The sequence below is a fragment of the Streptomyces sp. NPDC051976 genome, assembly GCF_040680795.1.
In the GTDB taxonomy this organism is placed as follows: Bacteria; Actinomycetota; Actinomycetes; order Streptomycetales; family Streptomycetaceae; genus Actinacidiphila.
Window position 1 is genome coordinate 225,484 of record NZ_JBFAXL010000003.1, and the last position, 25,464, is coordinate 250,947.

Annotated in this window: 17 protein-coding genes and 1 tRNA gene; 9 read left to right on the plus strand and 9 right to left on the minus strand. The window is 72.7% G+C overall.

Translation table 11 applies throughout. From position 1 onward, the window contains the following. Positions 1-6 precede the first annotated feature (6 nt). Positions 7-5,352, plus strand: a complete 5,346-nt coding sequence (locus tag AB0M29_RS05185) for a neuraminidase-like domain-containing protein (RefSeq protein ID WP_365379121.1) — start codon at positions 7-9, stop codon at positions 5,350-5,352. Between the two features lie 33 nt (positions 5,353-5,385). Here the strand turns inward: AB0M29_RS05185 and AB0M29_RS05190 are convergent, their stop codons facing one another. Further along, entirely contained in the window at positions 5,386-7,065 is a 1,680-nt protein-coding gene (locus AB0M29_RS05190) for an alpha/beta fold hydrolase (protein ID WP_365379124.1), read from the minus strand. 74 nt (positions 7,066-7,139) lie between these two features. After that, on the minus strand, positions 7,140-7,697 hold the full coding sequence (locus AB0M29_RS05195) for a TetR/AcrR family transcriptional regulator (RefSeq protein WP_365379126.1): 558 nt from the start codon (positions 7,695-7,697) through the stop codon (positions 7,140-7,142). 396 nt (positions 7,698-8,093) lie between these two features. On the opposite strand from AB0M29_RS05195, the gene AB0M29_RS05200 reads away from it, so the two are divergent. From AB0M29_RS05200 to AB0M29_RS05230, 7 genes are all read left to right on the plus strand, one after another. After that, entirely contained in the window at positions 8,094-9,287 is a 1,194-nt protein-coding gene (locus tag AB0M29_RS05200; RefSeq protein ID WP_365379129.1) for a helix-turn-helix transcriptional regulator, read from the plus strand. Positions 9,288-9,417: 130 nt separating this feature from the next. Beyond that, positions 9,418-10,659 (plus strand): SpoIIE family protein phosphatase, encoded by a 1,242-nt coding sequence (locus AB0M29_RS05205; RefSeq protein WP_365379132.1) that lies wholly within the window; start codon positions 9,418-9,420, stop codon positions 10,657-10,659. Between the two features lie 182 nt (positions 10,660-10,841). Then, the gene (locus AB0M29_RS05210; protein WP_365379135.1) at positions 10,842-11,102 is read left to right on the plus strand and encodes a hypothetical protein; all 261 of its coding nucleotides are present in this window, start codon (positions 10,842-10,844) and stop codon (positions 11,100-11,102) included. Between the two features lie 272 nt (positions 11,103-11,374). Then, positions 11,375-12,652, plus strand: a complete 1,278-nt coding sequence (locus AB0M29_RS05215) for an HEXXH motif-containing putative peptide modification protein (protein ID WP_365379138.1) — start codon at positions 11,375-11,377, stop codon at positions 12,650-12,652. 71 nt (positions 12,653-12,723) lie between these two features. Then, positions 12,724-14,472 (plus strand): arginine--tRNA ligase, encoded by a 1,749-nt coding sequence (gene argS, locus AB0M29_RS05220; protein WP_365379141.1) that lies wholly within the window; start codon positions 12,724-12,726, stop codon positions 14,470-14,472. 107 nt (positions 14,473-14,579) lie between these two features. Next, a complete protein-coding gene (locus AB0M29_RS05225; RefSeq protein ID WP_365379143.1) occupies positions 14,580-16,967 on the plus strand; it encodes a hypothetical protein in 2,388 nt (795 codons plus the stop codon). Positions 16,968-16,977: 10 nt separating this feature from the next. Then, a complete protein-coding gene (locus AB0M29_RS05230; RefSeq protein ID WP_365379146.1) occupies positions 16,978-18,180 on the plus strand; it encodes a GNAT family N-acetyltransferase in 1,203 nt (400 codons plus the stop codon). 12 nt (positions 18,181-18,192) lie between these two features. Here AB0M29_RS05230 and AB0M29_RS05235 read toward each other — a convergent pair whose 3' ends face one another. The 3 genes from AB0M29_RS05235 to AB0M29_RS05245 all read right to left on the minus strand — a co-directional run bounded on the left by AB0M29_RS05235 (position 18,193) and on the right by AB0M29_RS05245 (position 21,097). Further along, the gene (locus AB0M29_RS05235) at positions 18,193-19,536 is read right to left on the minus strand and encodes an MFS transporter (RefSeq protein WP_365379150.1); all 1,344 of its coding nucleotides are present in this window, start codon (positions 19,534-19,536) and stop codon (positions 18,193-18,195) included. Positions 19,537-19,596: 60 nt separating this feature from the next. Continuing rightward, positions 19,597-19,683, minus strand: a tRNA-Arg gene (locus tag AB0M29_RS05240). Between the two features lie 52 nt (positions 19,684-19,735). Continuing rightward, positions 19,736-21,097 carry a hypothetical protein gene (locus AB0M29_RS05245; RefSeq protein WP_365379153.1) on the minus strand — a complete coding sequence of 454 codons (1,362 nt, stop codon included), beginning with the start codon at positions 21,095-21,097 and terminating at the stop codon, positions 19,736-19,738. Positions 21,098-21,361: 264 nt separating this feature from the next. Between AB0M29_RS05245 and AB0M29_RS05250 the strand changes: the two genes are divergently transcribed. After that, positions 21,362-22,072, plus strand: coding sequence for a hypothetical protein (locus tag AB0M29_RS05250; RefSeq protein ID WP_365379156.1), 711 nt, complete (start codon positions 21,362-21,364; stop codon positions 22,070-22,072). Between the two features lie 53 nt (positions 22,073-22,125). On the opposite strand, the gene AB0M29_RS05255 is transcribed toward AB0M29_RS05250, so the two are convergent. The 4 genes from AB0M29_RS05255 to AB0M29_RS05270 all read right to left on the minus strand — a co-directional run bounded on the left by AB0M29_RS05255 (position 22,126) and on the right by AB0M29_RS05270 (position 25,438). Then, positions 22,126-23,508: an Nramp family divalent metal transporter gene (locus AB0M29_RS05255; RefSeq protein WP_365379158.1), complete on the minus strand. Its 1,383-nt coding sequence runs from the start codon at positions 23,506-23,508 to the stop codon at positions 22,126-22,128. A 52-nt stretch (positions 23,509-23,560) separates the two neighbouring features. Beyond that, positions 23,561-24,496, minus strand: a complete 936-nt coding sequence (locus AB0M29_RS05260; RefSeq protein ID WP_365379161.1) for a 2-dehydropantoate 2-reductase — start codon at positions 24,494-24,496, stop codon at positions 23,561-23,563. 4 nt (positions 24,497-24,500) lie between these two features. Next, on the minus strand, positions 24,501-25,013 hold the full coding sequence (locus tag AB0M29_RS05265; protein ID WP_365379164.1) for a hypothetical protein: 513 nt from the start codon (positions 25,011-25,013) through the stop codon (positions 24,501-24,503). A 101-nt stretch (positions 25,014-25,114) separates the two neighbouring features. Further along, positions 25,115-25,438: a 2Fe-2S iron-sulfur cluster-binding protein gene (locus AB0M29_RS05270; RefSeq protein WP_365379167.1), complete on the minus strand. Its 324-nt coding sequence runs from the start codon at positions 25,436-25,438 to the stop codon at positions 25,115-25,117. Between the last annotated feature and the right edge of the window lie 26 nt (positions 25,439-25,464).

Consider the following 25,464-nt stretch of genomic DNA (forward strand, 5'->3'; position numbering starts at 1 on the left):
CTTCTCGTGACCACTGACCGACCGCCCGCCGCGGCCGCCGCACACGCCCCGGCCCTGCTGCCCCCGGGCGGCACCCCCGCACCCCCCGATGTCCAGCCGTCGGTGACGATCGTGCCGGTGACCGCCCATGTGGTGGCCGGCACCGCGACCACGGTCACGGTCCGGGCCGACCCGGGACAGCACTGGGTGTGGTCGACCCTGGACAACGGCTGGGACGACGAGCCGCTGGTCACCTACCAGCAGACCGCGGTCAGCATCGACGGGGTGCAGGTGCTGGTGGACCACCGCGGCGGCGGCGGTGCCGAGGCGCTGACCTTCCAGACACCAGGAGTGCACACCGTCGGCGCGGCCGCGACCACCACGACGGGCTCGGTGATCTCGGCGGCCCCGGTGAGCGTACGGGTCTTCGCCGCGGCGCCGCCCGCCTTCATGCTGACGGGGCCCGTCAACGGGACGGCGGTCGCCCTCAACGAGGCCGGGCAGGACATCACCGTCCAGGTCGGCACGACGGGCAACCAGTACTTCCCGCTCAATGTGGCCGTCACGGCCGACGGCCGCACGACGTCGGGGCGGATGGACAGCGCCAACCTCCAGTGCCAGATACCGGTGCACCTGGACCCGATGCCGCTGGGCGCGCGGACCCTGTCGGTCACCGTCTCCGACCCCGACGGCCAGGCATCCACCCAGACCGTCACCGTGACCGGCCACGACGCCGCCGCCCCGCACCTGACGGTGGACTTCCCGCAGCCCGCGGCCAACCTGGTCGGCGACGCGAACGCGGCGGTGACCGTGGCCATGCACGGCACGGCCCTGGACGCCCAGAGCGGGATGAGCGGCGGCGCCGCCAAGGTGGAGTGGGCGCTGACCGCGGGCGGCACCAGGACGGCGGCCGTGCCCTCGGCCGGCACCGACTTCAGCAGCTGGACGGCGAACGTGCCTCTGTCCGGGTTCGGCGCGCACACCCTCTTCGTGTGGGCGACCGACAACGCGGGCAACACCACGTCGAAGGACATCCAGGTCGACGTGATCAGCTCGTACGTGCCGGCCACCCTGGACGAGCGGCTGAGCGAGCGCGAGTACCTCGCCGCGCTGCTGTCGTTCGCCCAGGAGCAGATCAGCGTCCCCGGGCCGCCGGTGACCCCGCTCGACACCGCCACCCTGGTGGCCGCGCTGGGGCAGCCGCTGGACCGGCTGAGCCAGCCGCTGTCCGCGACGGCCGACCGGGGCGGCCGCGAGGTCAACCAGTTGCGCGTACCCGTCGAGTTGCTGCGGGCGCGGATCGCCGCCACCGCGACCCCCACGACCCCCGCGGGCGCCGCACTCGCGGCCGGCTACCGCGACACGGTGTACGCCTCGCTGCTCGCCGCCGCGGGCACCTCGTACGCCGAGCTGCGGCTGGCCAGGGGCGCCGACGCCGCCACCCGCCAGGCGCTCGCCGCCCGGCTGGGGATACGGCTGACGGGTCCGGCGCCCGACCAGCTCGACCAGTTGCTGCTCGACGGCCCCGCGCTGACCGAGACGGCGCTGGAGACCCTCTTCGGGCTGCCCTCGACCACCGCCGCCGACCCGCTGCGGGCGCCCGCGGCGCCGCTGCTGCTGACGTGGCGGCTCGCCGCGCAGTCGCTGGCATGGGCCGAGCAGGACCAGCGCCCCAGTCCGCCCCGGGCGTTCGGGGTGCTCGCCGACCCCGACGTGATCGGCGCGGCCGACCTGGCGTCGGGGCCGAACGGCGACCGGGTCCGTACCCTGCTGACCGGCCGGGCGCAGACGCTCAGCGCGTTCACGGCCTCGCTCACCGCCGCGAGGACCGGCAAGAGCGCGGCGGCCGGGCTGGCCGCCATGATCGCGCCGGCACTTCCCGCGGGCGTGGACCTGGCGGCGCTGGCGGCAAAGGACGCGCAGGGCACCGACATCGGCGCCGACCTCGCGGCGGCCGGACTCACCCGGAGCGGATTCCTGTTCCTGCGCAGGCTCGGCGCCCTCGCGGACACCGGGACCGTCACCGCGAGCGAGTGGGACGACGGCGCGGCCGTGCTGACGGGCGCTTTCAAGCGGCGGGTGCAGTATCCGGCGTGGCGGACGGCCGAGTCCGCGGTGGTGCTCTCGCCCGACTTCTTCGTGCCCGGCGGGGCCGCCCCGGCCGTCAGCCCGTACCGCGTCGACGACCGGGCCCGCGCCGACTGGCAGTCGCTGCTGGAGGTGCGGACGGCGCAGCGCCAGGACCTCGTGGAGGCCGGCGCGCGCATGGTCGCCGACGCCGAGCAGGCCGCGCTGCCGGTCCTGCGGGACGCCCTGCTCACCGACCTGGCCGCGACGACCACCGGCGATGTCGGAGAGGCCATGTCGGCGCGGTTCTTCGTCGACGTCCTGGCGGGCGGCACGCTGCGCACCACCCGCACCGGGCAGGCGATCGAGAGCGTGCAGTCCCTGCTGTCCGCGAAGAGGTCGGGCGAGGTGTCGTCGGACCATCCGGCGGCGGGCTGGTCGCTGAAGAACGGCGTCGACACCTTCAACGCCGCCTGGGCCTGGATGGGCGAGTACGGCACCTGGCAGGCGGCCACCACGGCCTTCCTGTTCCCCGAGCGGAACCTCGACCCGACCCTGCTGGTGCCGGGCGCGGCCACACCGACCGCGCTGGACACGCTGTTCGCGGCGGTGACCGCACCGGGCACCACCTTCACCGCCACCACGGCCGCGGCCCAGGCGGCGGCGTATCTCGCGGTGAAGAAGGTGACGCTGCCCGCCCCGTACACCACCTACCTCGACCCGCAGCGCAGGGACGACCACCAGGCCAAGCTGGCGGCGCAGTCGGCGGCCAGGGAGGCGGTGGACCACGCGGACAACCGGGAGGTGTACTGGGCCGTCCCGATGCTGCTCGCGCAGCGGTTGCAGGCGGCCGGGGACTACCGGGCCGCGCTCGACTGGTACTGGATCGTGTACCCGTACGACCGGGCCGCCCCGGTCTCCGTCTACAGCCGGATCAACTCCGAGACGCTCGCCGCGCCCGATCTGACCTTCCCGCCCGGCTGGACGGCGGGGCTCAACCCGTTCACGCTGGTGGAGTCGGCCGCGGCCCACCGGCCGGCGCCGTACACGCGGTACACGCTGCTGTCGATCATCCGGTGCCATCTGGACTACGCCGACGCGGAGTTCGCCCGGGAGACCGACGAGTCGGTGGCGCACGCCCGCACCCTGTACGTCACGGCGCGCCGACTGCTCGGCGTGGCGGCCCTGGTGCCGCGGCAGCCGGTGAACTTCGGCGAACCGGCCCTGGCCGTCCCCGAGTCGCAGACCCTGCGGGCGCGGGCGGAGATGCAGCTGGCCAAGCTCCGGCAGGGCCGCAACATCGCGGGTATGCCCCGCACCCGGGGGACCGGCGCCGCCACGGTGGTCCAGCCGACCCCGTACCGCTTCAAGACGCTGCTGGAGCGGGCCAGGCAACTCGCCGCGCAGGCCGCCCAGATGGAGGCCGGGTACCTGGCCGCGCTGGAGAAGTACGACGACCGCACGCTGCGGGTCTACGACGCCCTGAAGGCCATCGACCTGACCGCGGCGCAGGCCACGGTGGCGGCGAGCCGGGTCGGCGAGGCCGACGACGCGGTGACCGCGGCCGCCGCGCAGCAGACCAAGGCCGACACCATGGCCAGGTCGTACGCCGACGCCATCGCGGCGCCGCCCAACCGCTACGAGAGCGACCTGCTCGGCGAGTACGACGACATGCGGGACGCCAAGAACCGCGTCTCCGACGCGAACGCGGCGATCGGGGTCATGCAGGCCGCGTCGGCCGCCGCCAGCATCACCAGCGAGATCTTCAGCGGGGGCGCGGTCGCGGCGCTCTCCGCGGGGATCGCGCTGGCCACGGGTACCAGGGACTGGTTCGAGCACTCCCAGAACAAGCTCGAGGCGCAGATGCAGGCCAACCAGCTCCGGGCGGGCATCGAGCAGCGCAAGGACGAGTGGCGGCTGCAACTCGTCTCCGCGCAGCAGGACTCCCTCGTGGCCGCGGCGCAGGTGGCGACCGCCCGGGACCAGGTCACCGTCGCCGTCCAGGAGGAAGCCGTCGCCTCCCTGTCGCACGACCAGGCGCGGGACACGCTGACGTTCCTCAGCGGGCAGTTCACCAATGCCGACCTGTACCTGTGGATGAGCGACACCCTGGGCGGGGTGTACCGCTACTTCCTCCAGCAGGCCACCGCCACCGCCCGGCTCGCCCAGGCCCAACTCGCCTTCGAGCGGGCCGAACCGGCCCGGGCGCTGATCCGGCAGGACTACGGCCAGGCGCCGGCCGAGATGACCGCCAACGCCGCGCCCGACCGCCACGGGCTGACCGGCGCCGAGCAGCTCACCGAGGATCTGGCCCGGCTCGACGAGTACGCCTTCAGCTCGGCGCGCAGGCGGCTCAACCTGTCCCAGACGTTCTCGCTGGCCCGCCTGATGCCGGTGGAGTTCCTGGAGTTCCGCCGCACCGGCACGCTCGCCTTCGCCACCCCGATGTCGCTGTTCGACGCCGACTTCCCCGGTCACTACCTGCGGTTGATCCGCCAGGTGCGCATCAGCCTGGTCGCCCTGGTGCCGCCGGACCGGGGCATCCGCGCCACCTTGTTCTCCAACGGCATCTCCCGGGTGACGACCGCGGCGGACGGCACCTTCCAGGACGTGGTGGTCCGCAGCGATCCGGGCTTCGTGGCGCTGACCTCACCGGTCAACGCGGGCGGCGTCTTCGAGCTGGACGCCCAGCCCGACATGCTGCTGCCCTTCGAGTCCAGCGGGGTGGACACCACCTGGGAGTTCCAACTCCCGCCCGCGGCCAACCCGTTCGACTTCGGCGGCATCGTGGACCTGCTGGTCACCATCGACTACACGGCCGCCCACGACGACACCTACCGGGGGCGGCTCGTCGACCGGCTCAACGCGGACCGCGGCCGCGGCGCCGACTGCGCCTTCAGCCTGGCCAGGGACTTCCCCGACCAGTGGTACGACCTCAACAACCCGGCCGATCCCGCCGACCGTTCGGTGACGATCCCGCTGCGGGACATCGATCTCCCGCTGGGCATCGAGGACATGACCACCGCGGCCGTCGCCGTACAGCTGTCGGGCACCGGCCCGGTGCCGCCCACGGTGGTCACCCTCACCCGCGGCGCCGCCGGCGGCCCGGCCACCACCACCGACGGCATCGCCAGCACCCGCCGCGGCAACGCCCCCGCGTGGGTCCCGCTGTGCGGCATCGGCCCGTCCGGCGACTGGCGGCTCTCCTTCGGCCCCGAGGCCGCGGCCCTGTTCACCGAACAGGCCCTCGACGACGTCGTGTTCGTCGTCAGCTGGACCGGACAGGGACCGGCCTGGACGCCGTGAGGGACCGGTCCCCGGCTTCCTCCTGACGGGAGGTCAGCCGGGGACCGGTACGGCCCCCAGATGGCGGGCGACCTGGGCGGGATCGATGAGTTGGGGGTAGTGCCCGGCTCCGGGGACCTCGGCCACCGGGTGGCCGACGGCCGTGACCAGCGGGTCGGCCGCGCCCACGACGATCAGGACCGGGACGGTCACCCGGTCCAGCAGCGCCCGGGACCGCCCGCGCTCGGCGACGTCGGTACGCAGGGCCGCGGTGACCCGGCGGGCCGTACCGGGACGGCGCAGATCGGCCGCGGCGCTCACCACCTCCGGTCCTTCGGGGACGCCGAGCGTGCGGGCCAGCCGGGCGGCGGACATGCGGCGCATCATCGGGGCGGCCAGGCCCGACCGGGCCATCCGTGCGGCCGGTGCCTGGAGGAAGGACGGGGAGACCAGGACGAGCCCGCTGACCCGGTCCGGACGGTCGACGGCGTAGCGCAGCGCCGGTCCGCAGGCCGCGGAGTGGGCGACCAGCGTGGGGCGGGTCCGTACCGGGCCGAGCAGTTCGGCCAACCAGGCGTCCACTCCCTGGGTGGTGGCGGCGGAACGGCCGAGACCGGGCAGGTCGGGGGCCAGCACCGGGCCGGGGAGGTGGGGAGCCAGCGGAGCCCAGAGGTCGGCGTTCATCGGCAGCCCGTGCAGCAGGACATGGGCGGGGTGCAGGCGGTCGCCGGTCACCCAGGTGCGGCTGCCCGCCACGGAGGTGTAGCCGTACGGGGTCAGCCAGGGTGACGCCGTGCCGAAGCGGGCGGCGACCAGGTCGTCGGCCCACGCGCGCAGGGCGTCGGCGGCCGGCGGCGTCTCCAGCCCGGTGGCGGCGGCGAAGGCGTCGGCCGAGGCAGTCGGGTAGCGGTCGGCCGACAGGAACGACAGCGTCTCGGGATCGGCGCCGGTCAGCCCGCGCGGCAGGCGCCGTATCAGTGCGACGGGCACGGTCCTGCGAGGTGCCCGCACGCCCGTGTGGTCGGCGAGCAGGGCGATCAGCTCGGGCAGGCGGGGAGTCGCGTCGTCGAGCACCCAGTAGTGCTCGCCCGCGGGCGAGGTGGGGACCTCGGCGAGGAACCGGGCGAGGTGGTCGATGGTGGTGATCGGTACGAAGGTGTCCCGGCCGCCGGGCACCGCGGGGAGCCGCCCGTGCCACAGGTCCTCGACGAGCGAGGCGAGACCGATGTACTGGCCCGGCCCGATGACACTGCTGGGGTTGACGAGGGTGAGCGGGACATCCAGCTCATGTGCCCGGGCGCGCACCGCGAGATCGCCCTCGACCTTCGACGCCTCGTACGCGCCGAGGCGGGCGTAGTCGGGGCGGCCCTCCTTCCCGCTCACCCGGTAGCCGCTGAGGTGCACCAGCCGGCGCAGCCCGGGCAGTGCGGCGGCCCATTCGAGCACGTGGAGCGCCCCGGTGACATTGACCGCCCGGGCCTGCGCCACGTCGAGGCCGAAGGCGTAGCGCCCGGCGGTGTTGTAGACGTCCCGCGCCTCGGGAAGGCCGGACAGCGGACGCGTGATGTCGGCGGCGACGAGGTCGAGACCGGCGGTGTCCACCCCCTGGGAGACCAGCCAGGGCGTGAGGGTGTCCTCGCGTACGGCGGCTGCCACCCGCTGCCCCCGGGTGAGCAGTTCGGCGACGAGGGAACGGCCGATGAAGCCGGTCGCGCCGAAGACGATCGCGTCCATGGATCTCCTTAATAGATCGGTCTACATATTTTCAGGGCGTACGAAGGCCCCCGGGGTGTGGCCCGGGGGCCGTGTCAGCTCAGCAGGACGCCGATCTGGCGGGCCACGCTGTCCAGCGGCCTCCTGCTGCGGTGCGCCCGCGCCAGCAGGAGCGCGCCCTCGATCAGGGCCAGGATCGTCACCGCGAGGTCGTCGGCGTCGGCACGGCCCTCCAGCCGGGCGCGCAGAGCCGCCTCCCACGAGGCGTAGACATCCGAACACGCTTCCTGCAGCGGGTCGTTGTCGGCGGCGGTGTCCAGCGCCACGCTCGCCACCGGGCACCCCTTGCGCCAGCCCGACTCCTCCAGCCGGTCGCCCAGGTGCCGCAGCACTCCCCCGACGAACTCCCCCGCCCGCGGCTCGGATTCGGCCAACCTCTCCATGGCCTCCTCCATCACCCGCCCCGCCTGCCGGACGGACTCGCCGACCAACTGGTCCTTGCCGCCGGGGAAGTGGAAGTAGACCGACCCACGCGGCGCGCCACTGGCCGCGATCACCTGGTTGAGACCGGTCCCGAAGTACCCCCCGCCCTCCATCAACTCCTGCGTCGCGTCCAGCAGTCGGTCGCGCGTCTCGGCGCCCTTCTGTCCCATGCCGCCAAAATAGACCGACCTACATATTTTCTCAACCACCGATGTGCGTCGGCCGCCGGGGGCGCGGACGAGCGGGCCGGGGCGGGCCCGGAGGGGTGGGCGGGCTGGGCATGGGCCACCACACTCCCGGCGACACCCCGGCCCGGCCTGCCTCGGTGCGCATAGGTGCCCTCCTTGTCGGAGCGTGAGGGTGCGGACGACCGCGGCGCGAGAGGACGTCCGTGGTCGGCGGAGATCGGCGGCCGGAGGCGCGGCGCTCCGGTCCGTCACCGATCCTGCGCAGCCACCGAGGGGGTGACCAGGAAGTACGACCGGAAGAAGAACCGGCAGTTTCCCCGGCAGAAACTCTGTGGTGTACTCGCCTGCGCAGGTGCAAGTCATCCCGGGGGGGGCCTGATGAGCGAGGGCGGGTTCGGGGAGCTGTTGCGCGCGCGGCGCGGTGGAGCGGCCCTGACGCAGGAGGAACTCGCCGAGCGCTCGGGGCTGAGCGTGCGGGCGATCCGGGATCTGGAGCACGGCAGAGTGGCCCGGCCGCGCCGGGAGACGGTCCGCATGCTCGCTACCGCGCTGGGGCTGCGCGACGACGACCGCGAGGAACTCCTGCTGCTCGCCCGGCAGGGGTCACCGGCAGCACGGCTCCGCCCCGCCGTGACCGAGCCCGTCGCGGAGCCCGCCGCCGAGCGGGTCGCCGCGTCGATCGCCTCGTCGGTCGCCGCTCCCGTGACGGCGGCGGAGCCCGCCGGCGCCGAGGACCGCGGCCCCGCGGTGGTCCCGGCACCCGCGACACCGCCGACGGCACGGACGGGTGCCCGGCGGAGACGACATACCGTCAGCTACGCCCTGCTACTCGCCGCCCTGCTGACGGTCAACGCCCAGTCCTGCTACCGCGGCCCGCTGCCCGCCACTCCTCCGGCGTCCCGGCACACCCCGGCTCCTTCGCACACCACGGGCCGGGCCGTCTCCGGCGTCTGGGTCGCCAGTTACGACACCGCTCCCGGCCAGGCGTCGACCACCGGGGACGACCTCCAGGTGCTGCGCCCGGTCGCCCGGGACGGGGCCCTGATCGTCACCGTCGCGCTCACCGGCACCGGCCCGGACACGGTCTCCGTCACCGACACGGCCGGCAATCGCTACCGGCCCGCCGGGAAGGTCGAGTCCGCCGACAAGCGCCACAAGCTCTACCTCTTCGCCCTGATGCACGCCCGCCCCCTGGACACCCTGGACGTGATCACCGTCCACTGGCCCAGGACCACCGACGCCCATGTCACCGTCGACGCGTTCGACGGCGTCACCAGCGCGGGACCCCATGGCGGCATGTACTCGGACAACGGCTACAACAAGGAGAGCGAGCCCCTCGCCAGCGGCGACCTGGCCCTCTGCCCCGCGGGCGACTACCTCTTCGCCGCCGTGAGCACTCCCGACGGCACCGGCGCCCAGCTCGACACACCCTGGGCGCCGATCACCGGACCCCAGTTGTCCAGCCCCACGCTCGCGACGGCGTACCGCGCCATCGCGTCGGCGAACGACCACTGCGAGGCGCACGGCACCGCGGCCATGCCCTGGCTGATCCTCACCCTGCACCTCCACTGACCCTCGATGCAGCGATTCGATCCCCGCCGTTGCCTTTGCTTCGAAGGCGAGGAGGGGAGCGGGCCAGGAAAGGCACACATCGGACCGACTACGTAAAATGACAGGAAAGCGCACCGCAAAGGCTGAGCCGGTGACAAGCACGATCGACTACCAGGCGTTGTTCGCGGCCACGCCCAGTCCCTATCTGGTGCTGGGCCCTGACCTGGTGATCGTCGACGTCAACGAGGCGTACCTGAGGGCGACGGCCCGTACCAGGGACAACCTCGTCGGACAGTATCTGTTCGACGCCTTCCCGGACAATCCCGCGGACCCCGACGCGGACGGGGTGCGGAATCTGGACGCGTCGCTCCACCGGGTGCTGCGCTCGAAGGCGCCGGACACGATGGCGGTGCAGAAGTACGACATCCCCATCGCGGGGCGGCCGGGGGCGTTCGAGAAGCGCTGGTGGTCCCCGATCAACGCGCCCGTACTCGCGCCCGACGGACAGGTGGCATGGATCATCCACCGGGTGGAGGACGTGACCGCGTTCGTGCTGTCCCACTCCGGTCACCTTCCGGCCGGCCGCGGCACGGTCAGCGAGCGGGGCGCGATGGAGGCGGAGTTGTACGCCCGGGCACGCGAACTCCAGCGGCTGAACGAGGAGTTGCGCGAGGCCCACACGCGCGAGCGCGAAGTCGCCGTCACCCTGCAGGAGGCGATGCTGCACTCACCGGACCTGGCACGGCACGAGGAGGTGGTGGTGCGCTATCTCCCCGCCGTCGGGTCACTGAACGTGTGCGGCGACTGGTACGACGTGGTCGATCTGTCCGGCGACAGGTTCGCGGTCGCGGTCGGTGACGTCGTCGGCCACGGCCTGCCCGCCGCCGCGGTCATGGGCATGCTGCGCAGTGCGCTGAGCGCCGCGGTCAGAGCCGTCGACGGGCCCGCGGCGGCCCTGGAGGTGCTGGGGCTGTACGCCCGGTCCGTGGAGGGAGCGCTCACCACCACCGCGTTCCAGGCCGTGATCGACACCCGCAGCCGGCAGATCACCTACAGCAGCGCCGGGCACCCGCCCCCCGTGCTGGTGCACCCCGACGGCACCCACGATCTCCTGGGCCATGCCACCGACCCGCCCCTGGGCGCGCGGCCGCAGCACGTCTCGCGCCCGCAGGCCGCCCTGCCGTACACCTCCGGCGACACGCTCATCCTCTACACCGACGGCCTCATCGAACGCCGCGGCGAGGACATCGACACCGGCCTGCACCGGCTCACCGACGCCCTCGCCCACTACAGCGGTCTGAGCCCGCAGCGCCTCGCCGACATGATGCTCACCCGCCTCGGCGTGACCGGTGGCGGCCGCGACGATATCGCCCTGATCGTCGTACGCCTATAAACCCTTCGCCGGCGGTCCGGGACGCACCGCTCGGCCATCTCATCATAGGCCGATTCCCGTCGGCGTCGAGAGCGCCGATCGGCATTCCCGCTTTCGTTGACGCATTTCTCGGCCGGACCCTACTTTGAGCAGGGCGCTGAATGCCCCCAGAAGAAATGCCAGCAGCAATGGAGGTATGCCAGATGCAGGCTCTCGAGAGCACCAGGCCGACCAGCATGTACTGGGAGGTCCAGGACGGGGCCCGTCCGAACAGCATGTACTGGGAGGTCGAGGACGCCGCTCGTCCCAACAGCATGTACTGGGAGGTCGAGGACGCCGCTCGCCCGAACAGCATGTACTGGGAGGTCGAGGACGCGGCCCGTCCCAACAGCATGTACTGGGAGGTCGAGGACGCGGCTCAGCCGAACAGCCAGTACTGGGCTGTCGGCGCCACCGCCGAGTAAGGCCCCGTAAGGGCAGCGTGATGTCACCGGACGGGACTCCGTCGGCTCACCGCCTGTCGTAGACAGGACGCCCTCGGCGGCCCGGCCGTCGCCCCGTTCGGGGCGGTTGTCGATGGGGGGAGACGCGGTCGTTCGAGGGACGGGATTTTTGCCTGGCCCGAGCCACGCGGACCCTGTCCATTGACGCCCGCGTCTCCCTTCCTCTCTGCACGTGTGCGGAAAAGAACACCAGTGTCCAGCAGATTTGTCGCGGCTTGAGCAAGGAGATACAAATGCCACAGGTGGATGACAGTGTGCAAACTGTCGCGGATTCTGCCTTCGCCCTGGGACCTGACAAGCTGATCTCCCTGCTGGAGGGTGAAAGGCTGGAAGCCGACGCGTCGGTGGCCGCCGCGCTGGCGCATACGGACGGCGGCCCGCGTACGACGTCGCTGCCGGAGCTCGTGAACGCCGCTCCCGGGCGTGCCGGAATCCACTTCGAGACCGCCGCGCGCGCCGGGCAGGGCGGCACGGACGAGCCGTCGCCGCGCGTCGATCCCGCGTTCCTCGCCGAGGTGGCGTGCGCGTCCGGCGTTCCGTACGCGCGCGAGGTCGCGCACGTCCATTTCCCGTCCTCCGGCATCACCCTCCTGCCCGCGCAGGGCACGCGGCAGAAGTCGCTGATCGAGGCAGGCCCCGAAGGCGTACGGGTCACAATGCGGGGCGCCGGGACCGTACACCTCGGTGTCGGTGCCGAGGGGCGGCTGCTGCTCGCGGACGACACCTCCGTGCCCAGCGGGGTCGAGGCCCGGATCACGGATGAACTGGTCGACGGACTGCGGTTCGTCACCCATGGGACCGCGATCGCCGCGGTGGCCGGGACCGACGTCACACCGCTGTCGGCCCGCCTGTCCCCGTCGGAGCTGGCCTGCGTCCATGAGGCGGTCAGAGTGCTGGACCGGACCGCCCCGGAGTTCCTGGAGCAGCTGCGGTCGCCCGGATTCAGCATCGTGCCGCTGGCCGGCCGACCCGGGGTCGCCCGGCAGAGCCTCAGCCACCGGCAGCTGCCCGGCGTCGTGTTCGCCAGTGTCACCAGCCCCGGCGAGTTCATCGACCTGGTCTGCCACGAGTTCCACCACCTGCGGCTGTTCACCCTGGACGCCGCCTTCCCGCTGCTGGCGAACCCGTCCGCGGGCGTGCTCTCGCCGTGGCGCAGCCAGCGCCGTACGGCCGAGGGGCTGCTCCACGCGATCTACGTCTTCGCCCAGCTGAGCGCCCTGTTCGGCCGGATCTTCGACACCTATCCGGCCGCGGAGGCGGGCAACCAGCGGGTCGCGACCTGGCTCGTCTGCATGAGCGTGGGGCTGGAGCTGCTGCGCGAATGCGACGGGCAGCTCACCGAGCACGGCGACGCCGTCGTCTCCCGTATGGAGGCGGACACCTCCGAGAGCCTGCGCGGGATCGAGAAGCTGGTCGGCGCCTCGGTGATCGCCCGGCTGCGTACGGAGGTGGCCGCGCATCTGGCCCAGGCCGGGAACGCCGACAGCCGGGCTCCCCGGTACCTCTTCTGACAGCGGGCATCGCCCAGCCGGCAGCGAGGACGACGCCGGATCCCCTTCACCCGACTCCCTCCCTTGGACCCATGGCCCACCTCCACCGCGCACTCGACGCGCGTCTCGCCGCCGCCTTCCGCTCCGCCGCCGGGGAGCCGGTGGACCCCCTGCTGCGCCCGTCACGGCGGGCGGACCTCCAGGCGGACGGGGCGGTCGCGGCTCATCAACGGGGCCGCGCACCGCGCGAGTTGGCGGCGGAGGTGGTGCGGCGGCTGGAGATCGGCGACCTGTGCTCCGCTGCCGAGGTCGCCGGGCCCGGCTTCATCAACCTGGTGGTGCGCGACGACGTGGCCGGGCGGCTGGCCACGGCGATGAGCGCCGACCCGCGCCTGGGTGTGCCGACCGCGTCGGCGCCCGACACCGTGGTGGTCGACTACTCGGGCCCGAACGCGGCCAAGGAGATGCACGTCGGCCATCTGCGCTCGACGGTCATCGGCGACTGCCTCGTCCGGCTGCTCGAATGGCGGGGGCACACGGTCATCCGGCAGAACCACATCGGCGAGTGGGGAACGCCGTTCGGGATGCTGATCGAGCACCTGCTGGACCGGGGAGAGGGCGCGGCCGCGCACGAACCCGGCCCCGGCGAGTACGGCGACCTCGGTGAGTACGGCGACCTCGGCGACCTCTACCGGGCCGCCCGCGTGCGGTTCGACGGCGACGCGGCCTTCGCGGCGCGCGCCCGGCAGCGGGTGGTCCTGCTGCAGAGCGGCGACGAGTCGACCCTGCGGCTGTGGAAGATCCTGGTCGACCGGTCCACGTCCTCCTTCCAGAGCGTGTACGACCTGCTCGGCGTCCGGCTGACGGCGGCGGACATCGCCGGGGAGAGCGCCTACCACGACCAACTCGCCGACGTGGTAGAGGAGTTGGGAGACGCCGGGCTGCTCAGCGAGAGCGACGGCGCCATGTGTGTGTTCCCCGCCGGGTACACCAACCGGGAGGGCGAGCCGCTGCCGCTGATCGTCCGCAAGGCCGACGGCGGCTTCGGCTACGTGGCGACGGATCTGGCCGCCCTCCGGCACCGGCTGCGGGAGCTGCGGGGCACCCGGCTGCTCTACGTCGTCGGCCTGCCGCAGCGGGTCCACCTCCGTATGGTCTTCGCGACCGCCCGGGAGGCCGGTTGGACCGCGCCGTCCGTACGGGTCGAGCACGTCGGCTTCGGCTCGGTCCTCGGTGAGGACGGGAAGGTCCTCGCCAGCCGGGCCGGGACGCCGCTCAGGCTGGCCGACCTCCTCGACGAGGCCGTCCGGCGGGCCGCCGCGCGCGTGCGCAGCGCCCACCCCGGCCTGGGATCCGAGGAGGTGCTGCGTATCGCCCGGTCCGTCGGCATCGGCGCCGTGAAGTACGCCGACCTGTCGACCGACCGCGCCAGGGACTACGTGTTCGACCACGAGCGGATGATCTCCTTCGACGGCGGCACCGCCCCGTACCTGCAGTACGCGCACGCCCGCATCCACGCGGTCTTCCGCAGGGCGGGCACCACTCCCGCCGCCGCCTGCGGGGCGATCGAGGTGGGCACACCGCAGGAGCACGCGCTCGTCCTCGCCCTGCTCGGCTTCGAGGCTCTGGTGAGCGACCTGGAGACCTCACTCCAGCCGCACCGCCTCTGCGGGTATCTCGCCCGCCTCGCCGCGCTGTTCACCGCGTTCTACGAGAACTGCCCGGTGGTGCGGGCCGAGCAGCGGGTGCGCGACGGGCGGCTGGCGCTGTGCGCGCTGACCGCCCGGGTGCTCGCGCAGGGCCTGAGCCTGCTCGGCATCGAGGCACCGGAGCGGATGTAGCCCGTTGCCCGTTGCCCGCCGCTCCCGCTTCTCGCCGTTCACCGGCTACTGCTCGCGCTCCACCGCACCTGAATTCGGCCATCGACCCGGAAGGGGCTGACCCGCCCGTGCGCGCCACCATTGTCGAGACCGTCGGGGAGTACGCGCGGGAAGTCGGCGCCCTGCTCTCGGAGTTGGGCGGCGCCGGTCCAATGCTGGACTTCCCCGTCCTGCACCCGCGCACGTCCCTGCTCCCGCCACCGGAAGCCAACACCGAACAGACCGCGGACGGTTCGGAGCGTGGCGATGCTCCGCCGCCCAGGCAGCCCTGGCCCCCGGTGGCCGACTGCCGCGCGGCGGACGTGATGCGGTGGCGCGGCGCGCCCCCGCGCGCTCCGGGTCACCCCGGGACCGGGACCGTTCTCGGGTTCGGGGACGCGGACTGGGCGCTCCCCGCCATGCTGCACGCGCACGCGGACGGCCGGACCTTCGCGTGGTACGACGACGTCGCGGATCTGCTGACCGCGGCCGCCCGCGGCAGCGGACCCCTCACCGTGTGCGCGCCGCCGCAGCGGCTGACCAGGGACGTGCAGCAGGCGCTGGAGGACGCGCTGTCGTTCCGGGCCGCCGGATCGGAGTTGGCCGCGATCGGCCTGCCCGCCCGGCCGCTGAGCTATCTGACCGCCCGGACGCTGCCCATCCTCAGCCGCGTCGTCGCGGCCCACCAGCGGCACCGGGCGGCCCGGACACGTACCGCTCTCGGGCTGTTCGCCGAGCGGATGACGGGTGTCGGCGACGACGAGGTGCTGACCTGCCTGGTGGAGGAGAAGCTGGACGGGGACGCGGTGCGCGCCGCCCCGGCGCCCGAGTTGCTGATGATGTGGGGCCACAGCCGGGAGGACCTGTTCCATCTGGGGCGGGACGGACTGTGCGGACGGTCCCTGGAGTACGGCGGCGCCGCGCCCGACGCCTTCGTGCCGAGCTGTGTCGTCGACGGCGGCTGCGTGAAGCCGGGCGGCCTGGTGCAGGTGCAGGAACTCGGCGCGCACACCCTGGTGATGGGGGGCTGCAACATCCTTCGGCTGGGAGACCGCGGGCTGTTCGCGCCGGAGTTCTCGCTGGCCTTCAGCGCCCAGGAGGGCGGGGCCAGTGCCGTGGTGACCGCCTCCGGGGTGGTGATGGGCTCGCCGATCGAGTTCCTGTTCCTCTACCGGCTGCTGCGCGGCGGGCTGCCGATCGGTGAGGCGGTCCGGGTGCTCAACGCGGCCCTGCCGTTCCTCGGCCCCGACGCGCCGAGCTACCAGGTGCTCGGCGAGGGCGACCGCGTGTTGTTCGATCCCCCTCGGGACCGCGGCGAGCGGCGGTGCACCGAGACGGCGGACGGAGTACGGGCCGAGTTCCGCGGTGTGCACGCCGAGTATCTGACGATCGATCTGCCGCGGTTCGACGACGCCCTGCAGGTCCGTGTCGTCGAGGACGGCACCAGCACCGACGCGCGGCTCCCGGAGCTGTACTTCGCCGCCGTGCCCACCCCCGCCGGCGGCGCGACCGTCTACCTCTACGGCCCGCGGCGGCTGGAGGACGCGGACCTCACCGTACGGCTGGACCTGCGCAGGCCCGGCGCCGACGCCGCGGCCGCGGTGGCCTCCGCGATGACCACCCACCAGGCGTACGCCAGGCTGCTGCGCGCGTACCAGCCGAAGCTGAAGAACCAGGAGCAGGAGTGGCGTTCCACGGCGGCCTACCTGGTCCGGCAGGCCACGAAGGCGCGCTACGACGTACGGGCCTGCGCCGAGGCCGACCGCAGGGCGGAGGCGGCCGAGGCGGCCGTGCACGCGATCGACCGTGATCTGTGCCGCCACTACGTGGAGCGCGCCGCGTCGCAGCGCGGCTTCACCTTCCACGAGCAGTGCCTGTTCGAGGACGGCACGTTCACGGTGGCCGAGCACTTCGTCGACTCCGCCTGCCCGTACTGCGGCGACCAGGTGCTGGGCCGGGTGGTCAGGTCGCAGCCGGTGCCCGCGGCCGAACGCCGGATCGGCATCTGCCGTACGTGCGGCACCATTGGGGACCGCCCGGCGCGGATTCCCGCGCCGACCCTGCACCTCGATCCGGTGCTGCGCCCAGGACAGGCGCGGCCGGTGACGCTGGAGCTGCACAATCCCGAGGACCGGCGGGTACGCGGCTGGGCGGGCATCACCGTGCGCCGCGCCCGGCAGTTCGGCTATGTCATCGAGCCCGCACTCCACGAGGTGGTGCTGGAGCCGGGCGGCCGGCAGACCGTCACCTCGCTCCTGTCGACGACCGGGGGGAAGCCGAACGACGCCGAGTTCCTGCGGGGCTACTGGAGTTGTGAACTGGCCGTCGCCGTGGCGCAGCGGACGATCTGGACCGCCTCCCGCCCGGGCGCGGTCCGCCGCCCCACCGGCGATCTGCTGCACGGTCCCGGAACCGGGGATGACGGGCTGGCCGGATCTGATGACATGCCCAACTCCCCTACTGCGCCTGCCCTATAGGGTGCGGGCCATGGGGCAGTTCACCTTGGCGGGCAGGGTCGCCGATCACTCGGAGGTCCCGCGGGTCCCGCTGCGCGGCAACACCTTCTGGAGCGGGGAGTCCTGGCTGCGTTTCACCGCGCGGGCCAACGGCCGGGAGCTGAGGTTCCTGGTGATCGAGGACGAACACGGGACGCCGTGCGCGGTCGCCCCGCTGATGGTGTGCACCGCCGACCGCGGGCCCTTCTTCCACCGGATTCCGGGCATCATCGGTGACGAGCGCTCCTTCGGCGACGTGACCAGGCTCTCCGAGCCGGAGCGGACCTGGTACGAGAAGCACCTGCCGGAACTGGACGACCTGCGCGCCGACCAGTACCCGGCGGTCGCGCTCGGTGCTCGCGGCTCCGACCACGGCGTCCGCTTCGCCCTGGAGTCACCGGTCCCGCCGGACGAGGTCATGCGGGCGCTGCCCCGGCTGCTGGCGACCGCCGCCGCCGAACTCGGCTGCCGCGGCTACGGGATTCTCAGCCTCACCGCGGCGGAGGAACGCATGATGCGCTCGGCCGCCGCCGACGAGGGGTACCACCAGGTGCTGCTGGGCGCCGACGCCGTGCAGACGCCCGTTCCCGCCGACAGCTACGACGCGTATCTCCAGACGATGTCCAGCAACCGCAGGCGCGGGCTGCGCCGGGAGATGAAGCTGTACCGGGAGAGCGGACTGCGCACCACGGTGCAGTCGGGACCGGAGTCGATCAGCGACCAACTCGCCGAGTTCCAGGCGCGGTTGCGGACCAAGCACGACATGCCCGACGCGGAGGCGCTGACCCGGGCGGAGTTCGCCGACCTGCGCGAGACCGTGGGCGACCACAGCCTCGTCTTCCGCGCCGAACGCGACGGCCGGCTGGTCGGGTTCGCGATGTGCCTCCACGACCGGGAGCGCCAGGAGATCTACGGCCGCTCGGTCGGTTTCGACGACGCCGACCCGGCCAGCCGCTACTGCTACTTCGTGCTGGCCTACCAGGAGATCCCGGCCTGGTCCGCCCGGCACGGGATATCCAGGATCTGGTACGGCATGTCCACCTCCGAGGCCAAGCGGGCCCGCGGGTGCACGCTGGTCCCCCTCCACGGCCTCGTCCACTTCCGCGGCCCCGGCGCGGACACCCTGTACCGGGTGGGCGAGTTGCAGAGCCTCGGCGAGCGACGCCGGCTGACCGCGCTGGGCTGTGAATTCTAGAGCCGACAGATCCTAGTTGGCCGGGGACACCGGCTCGGGCGTCGGCTGGAGGGGCGGTGTGCCGGGCGCGACCGCGTTGCGGGCGAGCAGGTGGAGACCGGCCCCGCAGGCCAGGAACATCACGGCCAGCATCGCCCAGCCCCAGCCTCCGTGCGCGATGGCGGTGGCGGCGAAGGCGAGCGGGCCGAGGGTCTGGCCGGCGGCGTAGGCCATCTCGGCCACCCCCTGGTAGCGGGCCTGGTTCCGCGGGTCGGCCAGCTCCATCGTCAGGCCCCAGGCGCCCGCCTCGCTGTACGCCTCGCCCGCGGACATCGACACGACCGCGACGAGCAGCAGCCCGGAGGCGAGCACGGCGCCCAGACCCCCGGTCAGCGCGCAGAGCGCGCAGGCGGCCGCGATGAGGGCGGCGCCGCGGAACGCGCTGCGGCCGGCCAGCCTGACCTCGTCGGTGCCCTTCGACGCGGCGACCTGGAGGAGCACGATGACGACCGTGTTCGAGGCGAGCAGCACCGAGATGAGCGCGACCGGTGCGTGGGTGTGCTGGCTGACCCACAGGGGGATGCCGAAGTCGAGCAGCGTGAAGTAGATGGCGTTGACGCCGACCAGCAGGGACAGCGTGAGGTACCGGACGTCGGCGAACGGCGACCGGCCCCGGTCGGGGGCGGCGCTCTCCCCGGCGGCGTGCGCGGGCGCGGCCTGGTGGTCCACGAACCTGGCTCCGGCCTGACGTGACATCAGGGGCAGCGCGCTCAACGCCGTCAGTACGCCGACGGCGACGATGGCCGCCTTGAGCGCGGGTGTGGTGCCGAAGGCGAGGACGATCCCGGCCAGCAGCACTCCCGCGCCGGTCGCCACATTGGTCACCACCCGCATCCGGGCCCGGAGTTGGACCCGTTCGGGTCCCGAGAAGCCCGAGGCGATCATCGTGGCCCGCGCGGTGGTGTTGGCGTATCTGAGGACCGAGACGGCGGACGCGAGCACGGTGAAGGCGACCATGTCGGTGGCGAGGACGTAGGCGCAGATCACCAGGCCCAGCACGGGGAGGCTCAGGACCAGGGTGCGGCGGGAGCCGATCCTGGCGGCCACGTGGCCGCCGAGGTAGCCCCCGCCGATCCCGGCCACGCCCGCGCAGGCCAGCCCGGTGCCGATCTGCGCGGCGGACAGGCCGATCACCGTGGAGAAGTAGATGGCGGCGACCGCGTAGTTGAGTCCCGCGCCGAGGCAGGTGACGATCGTGGCCCATATGAGTGCTCTGGCCGCCCGGTCCTGGGCGTTCAGGGTCTCGATGAGCTCTGCTTTCGCCGCTGCGGCGAACGTACGGATAATTCCCCCTCGTGGTGCCGCGTGCCGGTTCACCGCGCACACGCAATCGTTGAGCAAACCGAGCGGAAAGCGCGCTCGGCAGAATATCGTGGCGCGCCGGGTGAGGGATTCGAACCCCCAAAGGACCGTGGTCCGCCCGCTTCGTATGCGGGTGCGTCTTCCTATTCCGCCACCCCGGCGGGGTCATCGTAGAGCACCGCGGTCCGGAAAGGACACCTGAATCAGCCGGATCTCACTGCGTCACGACCACGTTGAACATGGCCGAGCGCGAGGCGACGCTGATGATCCCGGCGGAGTCGTCGGCGAAGAAGCGGATGAGCATGCCCGCGGGGCGGCGGCCGAAGAGCATCGGGCTGACCACCGGGGTCACCGGCACCACTTCGGGGGCGTCGAGCGCGTCGGTCAGCACCGGCTGCAGAGCGGGCTGGGCCTCCACGAATCGCTGCACCACCGAGGTGCCCGCCGCGGCGGCCGACTCGACGGTCTCCCGCCACATCCCCGCTTCGGTCTCCCGGCCGATGACGACCTGCCGGCCGTTGCTGCCGATCCCCCGTTTGACGACCAGGTCCTCCTGGTGGTCGATCGCGTAGCGAAGGAGCTGCACCTCGGTGCCGCCCACGTGCGTACGGCGGTCGGTCAGGACGCGGGTCCACGGCAAGTACCGCTCGACGAAGGCGTGTTCGGCGGCGCTCATCCACGGCCGCCCCTCGGACAGCAGGCCCAGCGCCATCTTGTTGCCCAGGAACCCGGAGGTCTGGGTGGACAGCAGCAGGCAGCCGGCGTCCAGCGCCCGGCGGACCGGCTCGATGCCGATCCCCAGCGTCGCCAGGTCCGCCACGTTGAAGTGGCGCAGCCCCAGCGGGTACCGGTCCCGCGGAGCACAGTCCCACAGCTCGTCGGCGTCCGCCACCTCGACGTAACGGGCCTCGAATCCACGGCTGTTGAGGTAGTCCGTCTCCAGGTCGAAGTACCGCGTCCGATCGGTGGGCACGGTGGACTCGCGTACCGTGCCGACCCAGGCGAGCCGGCGCGGCAGGGCGAGTTCGGCGCAGACGGTGTCGAAGAGGTCGGCGCGGGCGGCGAACGGCTCGTAGTGGCTGAACGGCAGCTCTCCCCCGGCGCCGCCGCCGTAGAGCGCCCGCCAGGCGGCGTAGCCGCAGTGGCTCTCCACGGTCCCGGCGAACCCGCCGCTGATGTTGAGCTCCAGGAACTGCGGTCCGGTCGGGCCGATGACGATGTCGGGGCGGACCAGGCAGGAGGCGTAGCGCTCCTCGATCAGGGGGTCGGCGAGGAACAGCGGGTAGTCCTGGTCGGTGGCGCGGAAGACCGCCATGCGCTCCGCGGTGGTCGGCCCGGCTTCGAGGGCGGCGCGGTGCAGCAGCCCCGCCATGGTGTCGGTGGCCCGGAACAACTCGGCGTAGGAGGAGCGGGGCAGCAGGAACGGTGCGCCCGGCAGGTACTCCGAGTCCGGGTGGCCGATGTCGCGGATCTCGTGCCGCTGCACCGTGCGGATGTCCTCGGCCGTGGCCTTCGGCGGATCGAGCGGGCCGCCGAACCACGGGTGGATCCTGCTGTCAGCGACGCTCTGCGACATCGGTCCTCGCGATCGGAGAAGGTCGGGGCCGGTCCGGTCACCGCCCCGCGGGTGCCCCACGATCCGGATGCGTGAACCCGCGGTCAAGGAAGGGTGAGTACGCCCGCGAGCATGGCGGAAATTCGCCTGCCGACTCCCCCCGGGGCGACGCGCTTTCGCCGTACCCGGTCGATATATAAAGTGGCGAAAAGGGCCCCTGCCTTTTCTTCGTCGCGGGGAATGTCACCCACTCCCGAGTTTTCACGAACCGAGAGGTGGATCATCATGGAAAAAAACGCGCGCATTCCCGGCGGCACCGTCCGCCGAAGATTGCCTTACGCGGCCCGGCACATCGGTATCTGGCTGACAGGCTGCGTGATTTTCTCGTTCGGAGGCTATCTCTTCATCTACGCCTCACTCGGCACGGATCCGCTCGACGTCTTCTCCCTCGGGCTGCTCAAGCACGTGCCGCTGACCATCGGTGTGGGGCAGTCCGTCATCGCGGTGCTCTGCATCGGCGTCTGGGCCGCGTGGTACCGCCGTCGCCCGGTGGTCACCCCGCTCGTCACGTTCTTCCTGTGCGGGAGCATCATCGATGTGCTGCGTCTGCGGGCGGTCGACCCGGCGCGTTTCCTGCCCTTCTCGCACGTGGCCGACATGCTGCTGGCGACCGTGCTGTGCGCCTACGCCTCCGCGCTGATCATCATGAGCGGGGTCGGGATACGGGCCATGGACCTCGTGGCGATCGCGATGGTCGACAAGTGGCACTGGCCGCTGTGGATCTCGAAGATGACGCTGGAAGGCACGCTCCTGGTGTCCGGCTGGCTCATGGGCGGACCCGTCGGCGTCGGCACGCTCTGCTTCCTGGGCCTGGTGGACACGCTCATCCAGCCGTGCATGTGGGCGAACGGGCGGGTGCTGCGCATGCGCAATCTCGGGATGCCGGACCTGGACCGGTCCCTGCCCCGACCTGAAGGTGAACTCGCGTCCGTGTGACCGCATGTGACGTACGTTCGGACCGGGCGGGGCAAAGAGTGTGCGCCGCCCGGTCACCGGAACCGTGCCTGGACCATCGTGGCCAGCAGCCAGGTGTTCTGGACCAGGATGACGCCCGCGACGGCCATGGCGATCGCGGAGACCGCCCGGGTGTTGACCAGCGGACCCATGAGGGACGGGTCGCGGGTGCACGAGATGAGCGGCACCAGGACGAACGGGATACCGAACGACAGGATCACCTGGGACCAGATGAGCGCCGCCGTCGGATCGGTCCCGGTCAGCAGCACCCCGAGCGCGGGCAGCGCGGTGATCAGGCGGCGCAGGGTGAGCGGGAGGGTCCGGCCGGTCAGCCCGGCCATGATGACCTGCCCGGCGTAGGTGCCGACCGAGGTCGAGGCCAGGCCCGCGGCGAGCAGCGCGACGGCGAATCCCAGGGCCGCCCCCTTGCCGACGTCGGTGCCCAGGGCGCTGTGGATGCTCTGCAGGGTGGCGGCGGCCGTAGGACCGGCGTGGGACAGCCTCGTCCCGAGTACCAGCATCGCCATGTTCGCCAGTCCGGCGATGCCGAGCGCGACGAAGACGTCGATACGGACCTGCCGCCGTAGGCGCGCGAGCGCGGGCTTCGGCGACTCCGCGGTGTCCGTGGTCTCCACGGTCTGCTCGGTCTCCTTGGTCTCCCACGTCCCTGGCAGCTCCGCCCGGTGCCGCGCGGACAAGTCGGAGTGCAGGAACACCACATGGGGCATCACGGTCGCCCCCACGATTCCGCCCGCGACCACCAGGGCCGCCGAACCGGGCGCGTGCGGTACCAGGCCCGCGGCCACCGCACCTCCCGGTCCGGTTCCGGCCCGGGCCAGCTCCACGGCCAGTCCGGCCAGGACCACGGCCAGGCAGCCCGCCACCACCGCCTCGAAGCGGCGCCTGTTCCGGTGCTCACCGGCCAGCAGCAGGAAGGAGCAGGCGGTGGTGAGGACGCCGCCGACGAGCAGCGGCAGGTGGAAGAGGAGTTGGAGGGCGACGGCGCCGCCGATCACCTCGGCCAGGTCGGTGGCCATCGCGACGCACTCCGCCACCAGCCACAGGCCGAGCACCACAGGAGCGGGGTACCGCTCGCGGCACAGTTCGGCGAGGTTGCGGCCGGTGGCCAGGCCGAGTTTGGCCGCCAGGATCTGCACGAGCATGCCGAAGGCGTTGGCCACGGCCACCACCCAGAGCAGGCGTGGCCCGAAGTCCGTCCCGGCGGCGAAGTCGGTCGCGAAGTTGCCAGGGTCGACGTACGCGACCGCCGCGGCGAACGCCGGGCCGACCATGACCAGTCCGGACGCGAACCGCAGCCGGGGAGCGCGCGGTGCGCCGCGCTCCCCTCCGCCTCCCCCGGCGCGTGCGCGGTGGCGCTCCCGTTCACGGTCGCGGTCGCCGATCGTCTCCGCTGCCATCAGGTCCTCTTCCTCTCCCGCGGCCGGGCGGACGGGACCGTCCGATCAGCCGTCAGCCGGACGGTCTCTGACCGACCCTCAGATGCAGATGCGCCAGCCGCAGCAACGGGACGTCCACGCCCCGCTCTTCGGCACGTACGACCAGGTCGCCGATGATGTGGTCGGCCTCCGTGGGACCGCCCCTCAGCAGGTCCCGGTACAACGACGAGGCCCGCTGCGAACCCTCCTGCGTGACGGCCTCGGTCACCTGCCGCAGTCCCCCGGCGCCCAGCGGCACACCGCAGGCGGCCGCGACGGCCGCGCACTCCGCGGCCACCTGTTCGGCGAAGCGACGGCCGCCCGGTGCCGCGACCACCTCGCCGATCACGCCGCGCATCAGGCAGGTCACCGCGCCGATGGCGGCGACCAGCGCCCACTTGCGCCACATCGACGCCCGGATGTCGTCGGCCGGGAGGGCGTCGAACCCGGCGTTGCGGAGCCCCGCGTGCACCCGCCCCAGACCCGCCGGTTCCCGCGCCCCGCACGGCCCGTACTCCAGCACCGCCTCGTCGGTGTGCTGCCGTACCGCGCCGTCCGGATCGAGCGCCGCCGACACCCGGCAGACGCCGCCGAGGACCGCGTCCTCGCCGAAGCGCGCCGCGAGCACCTCCACATGGCGCATCCCGTTGAGCAGCGGGAGGAGGAGCGTCCGCGGCCCGACGGCGGGCGACAGGTCCTCGACCGCCCGGCCGAGCGCGTACGCCTTGACCGCGAGCAGGATCAGGTCGGGCGGCTCGACCGGATCTCGGGCCGTGACCAGTACGGGTTCGATCCGTTGTACGCCGCGCGGCCCGTGGAGTACCAGGCCGTCGCGGCGCAACTGCCGTGCCCTGTCGGGCCGGACGAGGAAGGCCACCTGGCGGCCGGCGAGTGCCAGCCGGCCGCCGAAGTGGCCACCGGTGGCACCCGCGCCGACGACCAGCACGCTGAGCGGAGCGTCGGATGCCACGAGGTCAGCCGGCCACGGCCATGCCGCGCTCGTCCCGGGCCGCCACGGGCTGCCAGGGCCGCCGGGTACGGGCCAGGCTCGCCGCGGCGGCCTCGACGATCTCGTCCGCGATCGCGGCCAGTGCCAGCGCGTCGGGCGCGTACTGCTCGGGCTCGGGCACGCCCGCGGGACCGAGCAGGCTGACCGCGTCCCGCAGTTGACGGCCGAGCCAGCCCAGCGGGTCGCTGCTCAGCTCCGGGTCGAGCGAGCGCTTACGGCCCTCTCCGCCCGGCATGTGCGGATGCCAGTGCATGCGGTCCTGGGCGTGCGGAGCCGTCTCCAGCAGGTCGAAGCGGCACACCGCCCGGTCGACGGCGAGCGCCCGGGACACATAGATCGAGCCCGGCTCGGTGTCGGGCCGCACGAGGCGCAGTTCGAGCCGGGACCCGCACTCCCGGCCGTCTTCGAGCTTGTTGGGGTTGAGGAAGTCGAGGTCCTCGACGGAGACGCAGAAGCGTCCGGCGATGAAGAGTCGCATGGCGCGATCGTCCAATCCGATGTCCGGTGGGAAAGCCGATGCCGTGAGGGTTCCGCGGGCACGACCCGGGCAACCGTTTTGAGGGCTCAAGGGCAACCGCCTCAGGCGCGTGGCACCGGCAGCCCGTTGCGGATGCGGTGGTCGCGGAACGCGGTGCGCTCGCCCGCGACCACGGTGAGGTCGGTCAGCGGCCGCGCCGAGCAGAGCAGGGCGAAGCCGGCCGACTCGTCCGCCGCGAAGAACCGCCGGGCGGCGGAGTGTTCCGTCCGGCCCCGGGTGATCCGCGCCGCGCAGGTCGTGCACAGGCCCTGGCGGCAGGTGCGGGGAAGCCAGAGGCCGTGCCGGGCCGCGGCGTCGAGCAGGAACTCGTCGCGCCCGGCCCGGATCGTGACGACCCTGCCCTCGTACTCGATCCTGATCTCCACCTCCGCCGCACCCGGGCGGAGTTCGG

Coding starts and splice junctions, on each gene's coding strand:
- AB0M29_RS05190 (WP_365379124.1), bottom strand. CDS start 7,065: ATGGACGCGATCGTCTTCGGCGCGACCGGCTTCATCGGCCGTTCCCTC.
- AB0M29_RS05195 (WP_365379126.1), bottom strand. CDS start 7,697: ATGGGACAGAAGGGCGCCGAGACGCGCGACCGACTGCTGGACGCGACG.
- AB0M29_RS05200 (WP_365379129.1), top strand. CDS start 8,094: ATGAGCGAGGGCGGGTTCGGGGAGCTGTTGCGCGCGCGGCGCGGTGGA.
- AB0M29_RS05210 (WP_365379135.1), top strand. CDS start 10,842: ATGCAGGCTCTCGAGAGCACCAGGCCGACCAGCATGTACTGGGAGGTC.
- AB0M29_RS05215 (WP_365379138.1), top strand. CDS start 11,375: ATGCCACAGGTGGATGACAGTGTGCAAACTGTCGCGGATTCTGCCTTC.
- argS (WP_365379141.1), top strand. CDS start 12,724: ATGGCCCACCTCCACCGCGCACTCGACGCGCGTCTCGCCGCCGCCTTC.
- AB0M29_RS05230 (WP_365379146.1), top strand. CDS start 16,978: ATGGGGCAGTTCACCTTGGCGGGCAGGGTCGCCGATCACTCGGAGGTC.
- AB0M29_RS05245 (WP_365379153.1), bottom strand. CDS start 21,097: ATGTCGCAGAGCGTCGCTGACAGCAGGATCCACCCGTGGTTCGGCGGC.
- AB0M29_RS05250 (WP_365379156.1), top strand. CDS start 21,362: ATGGAAAAAAACGCGCGCATTCCCGGCGGCACCGTCCGCCGAAGATTG.
- AB0M29_RS05255 (WP_365379158.1), bottom strand. CDS start 23,508: ATGGCAGCGGAGACGATCGGCGACCGCGACCGTGAACGGGAGCGCCAC.
- AB0M29_RS05265 (WP_365379164.1), bottom strand. CDS start 25,013: ATGCGACTCTTCATCGCCGGACGCTTCTGCGTCTCCGTCGAGGACCTC.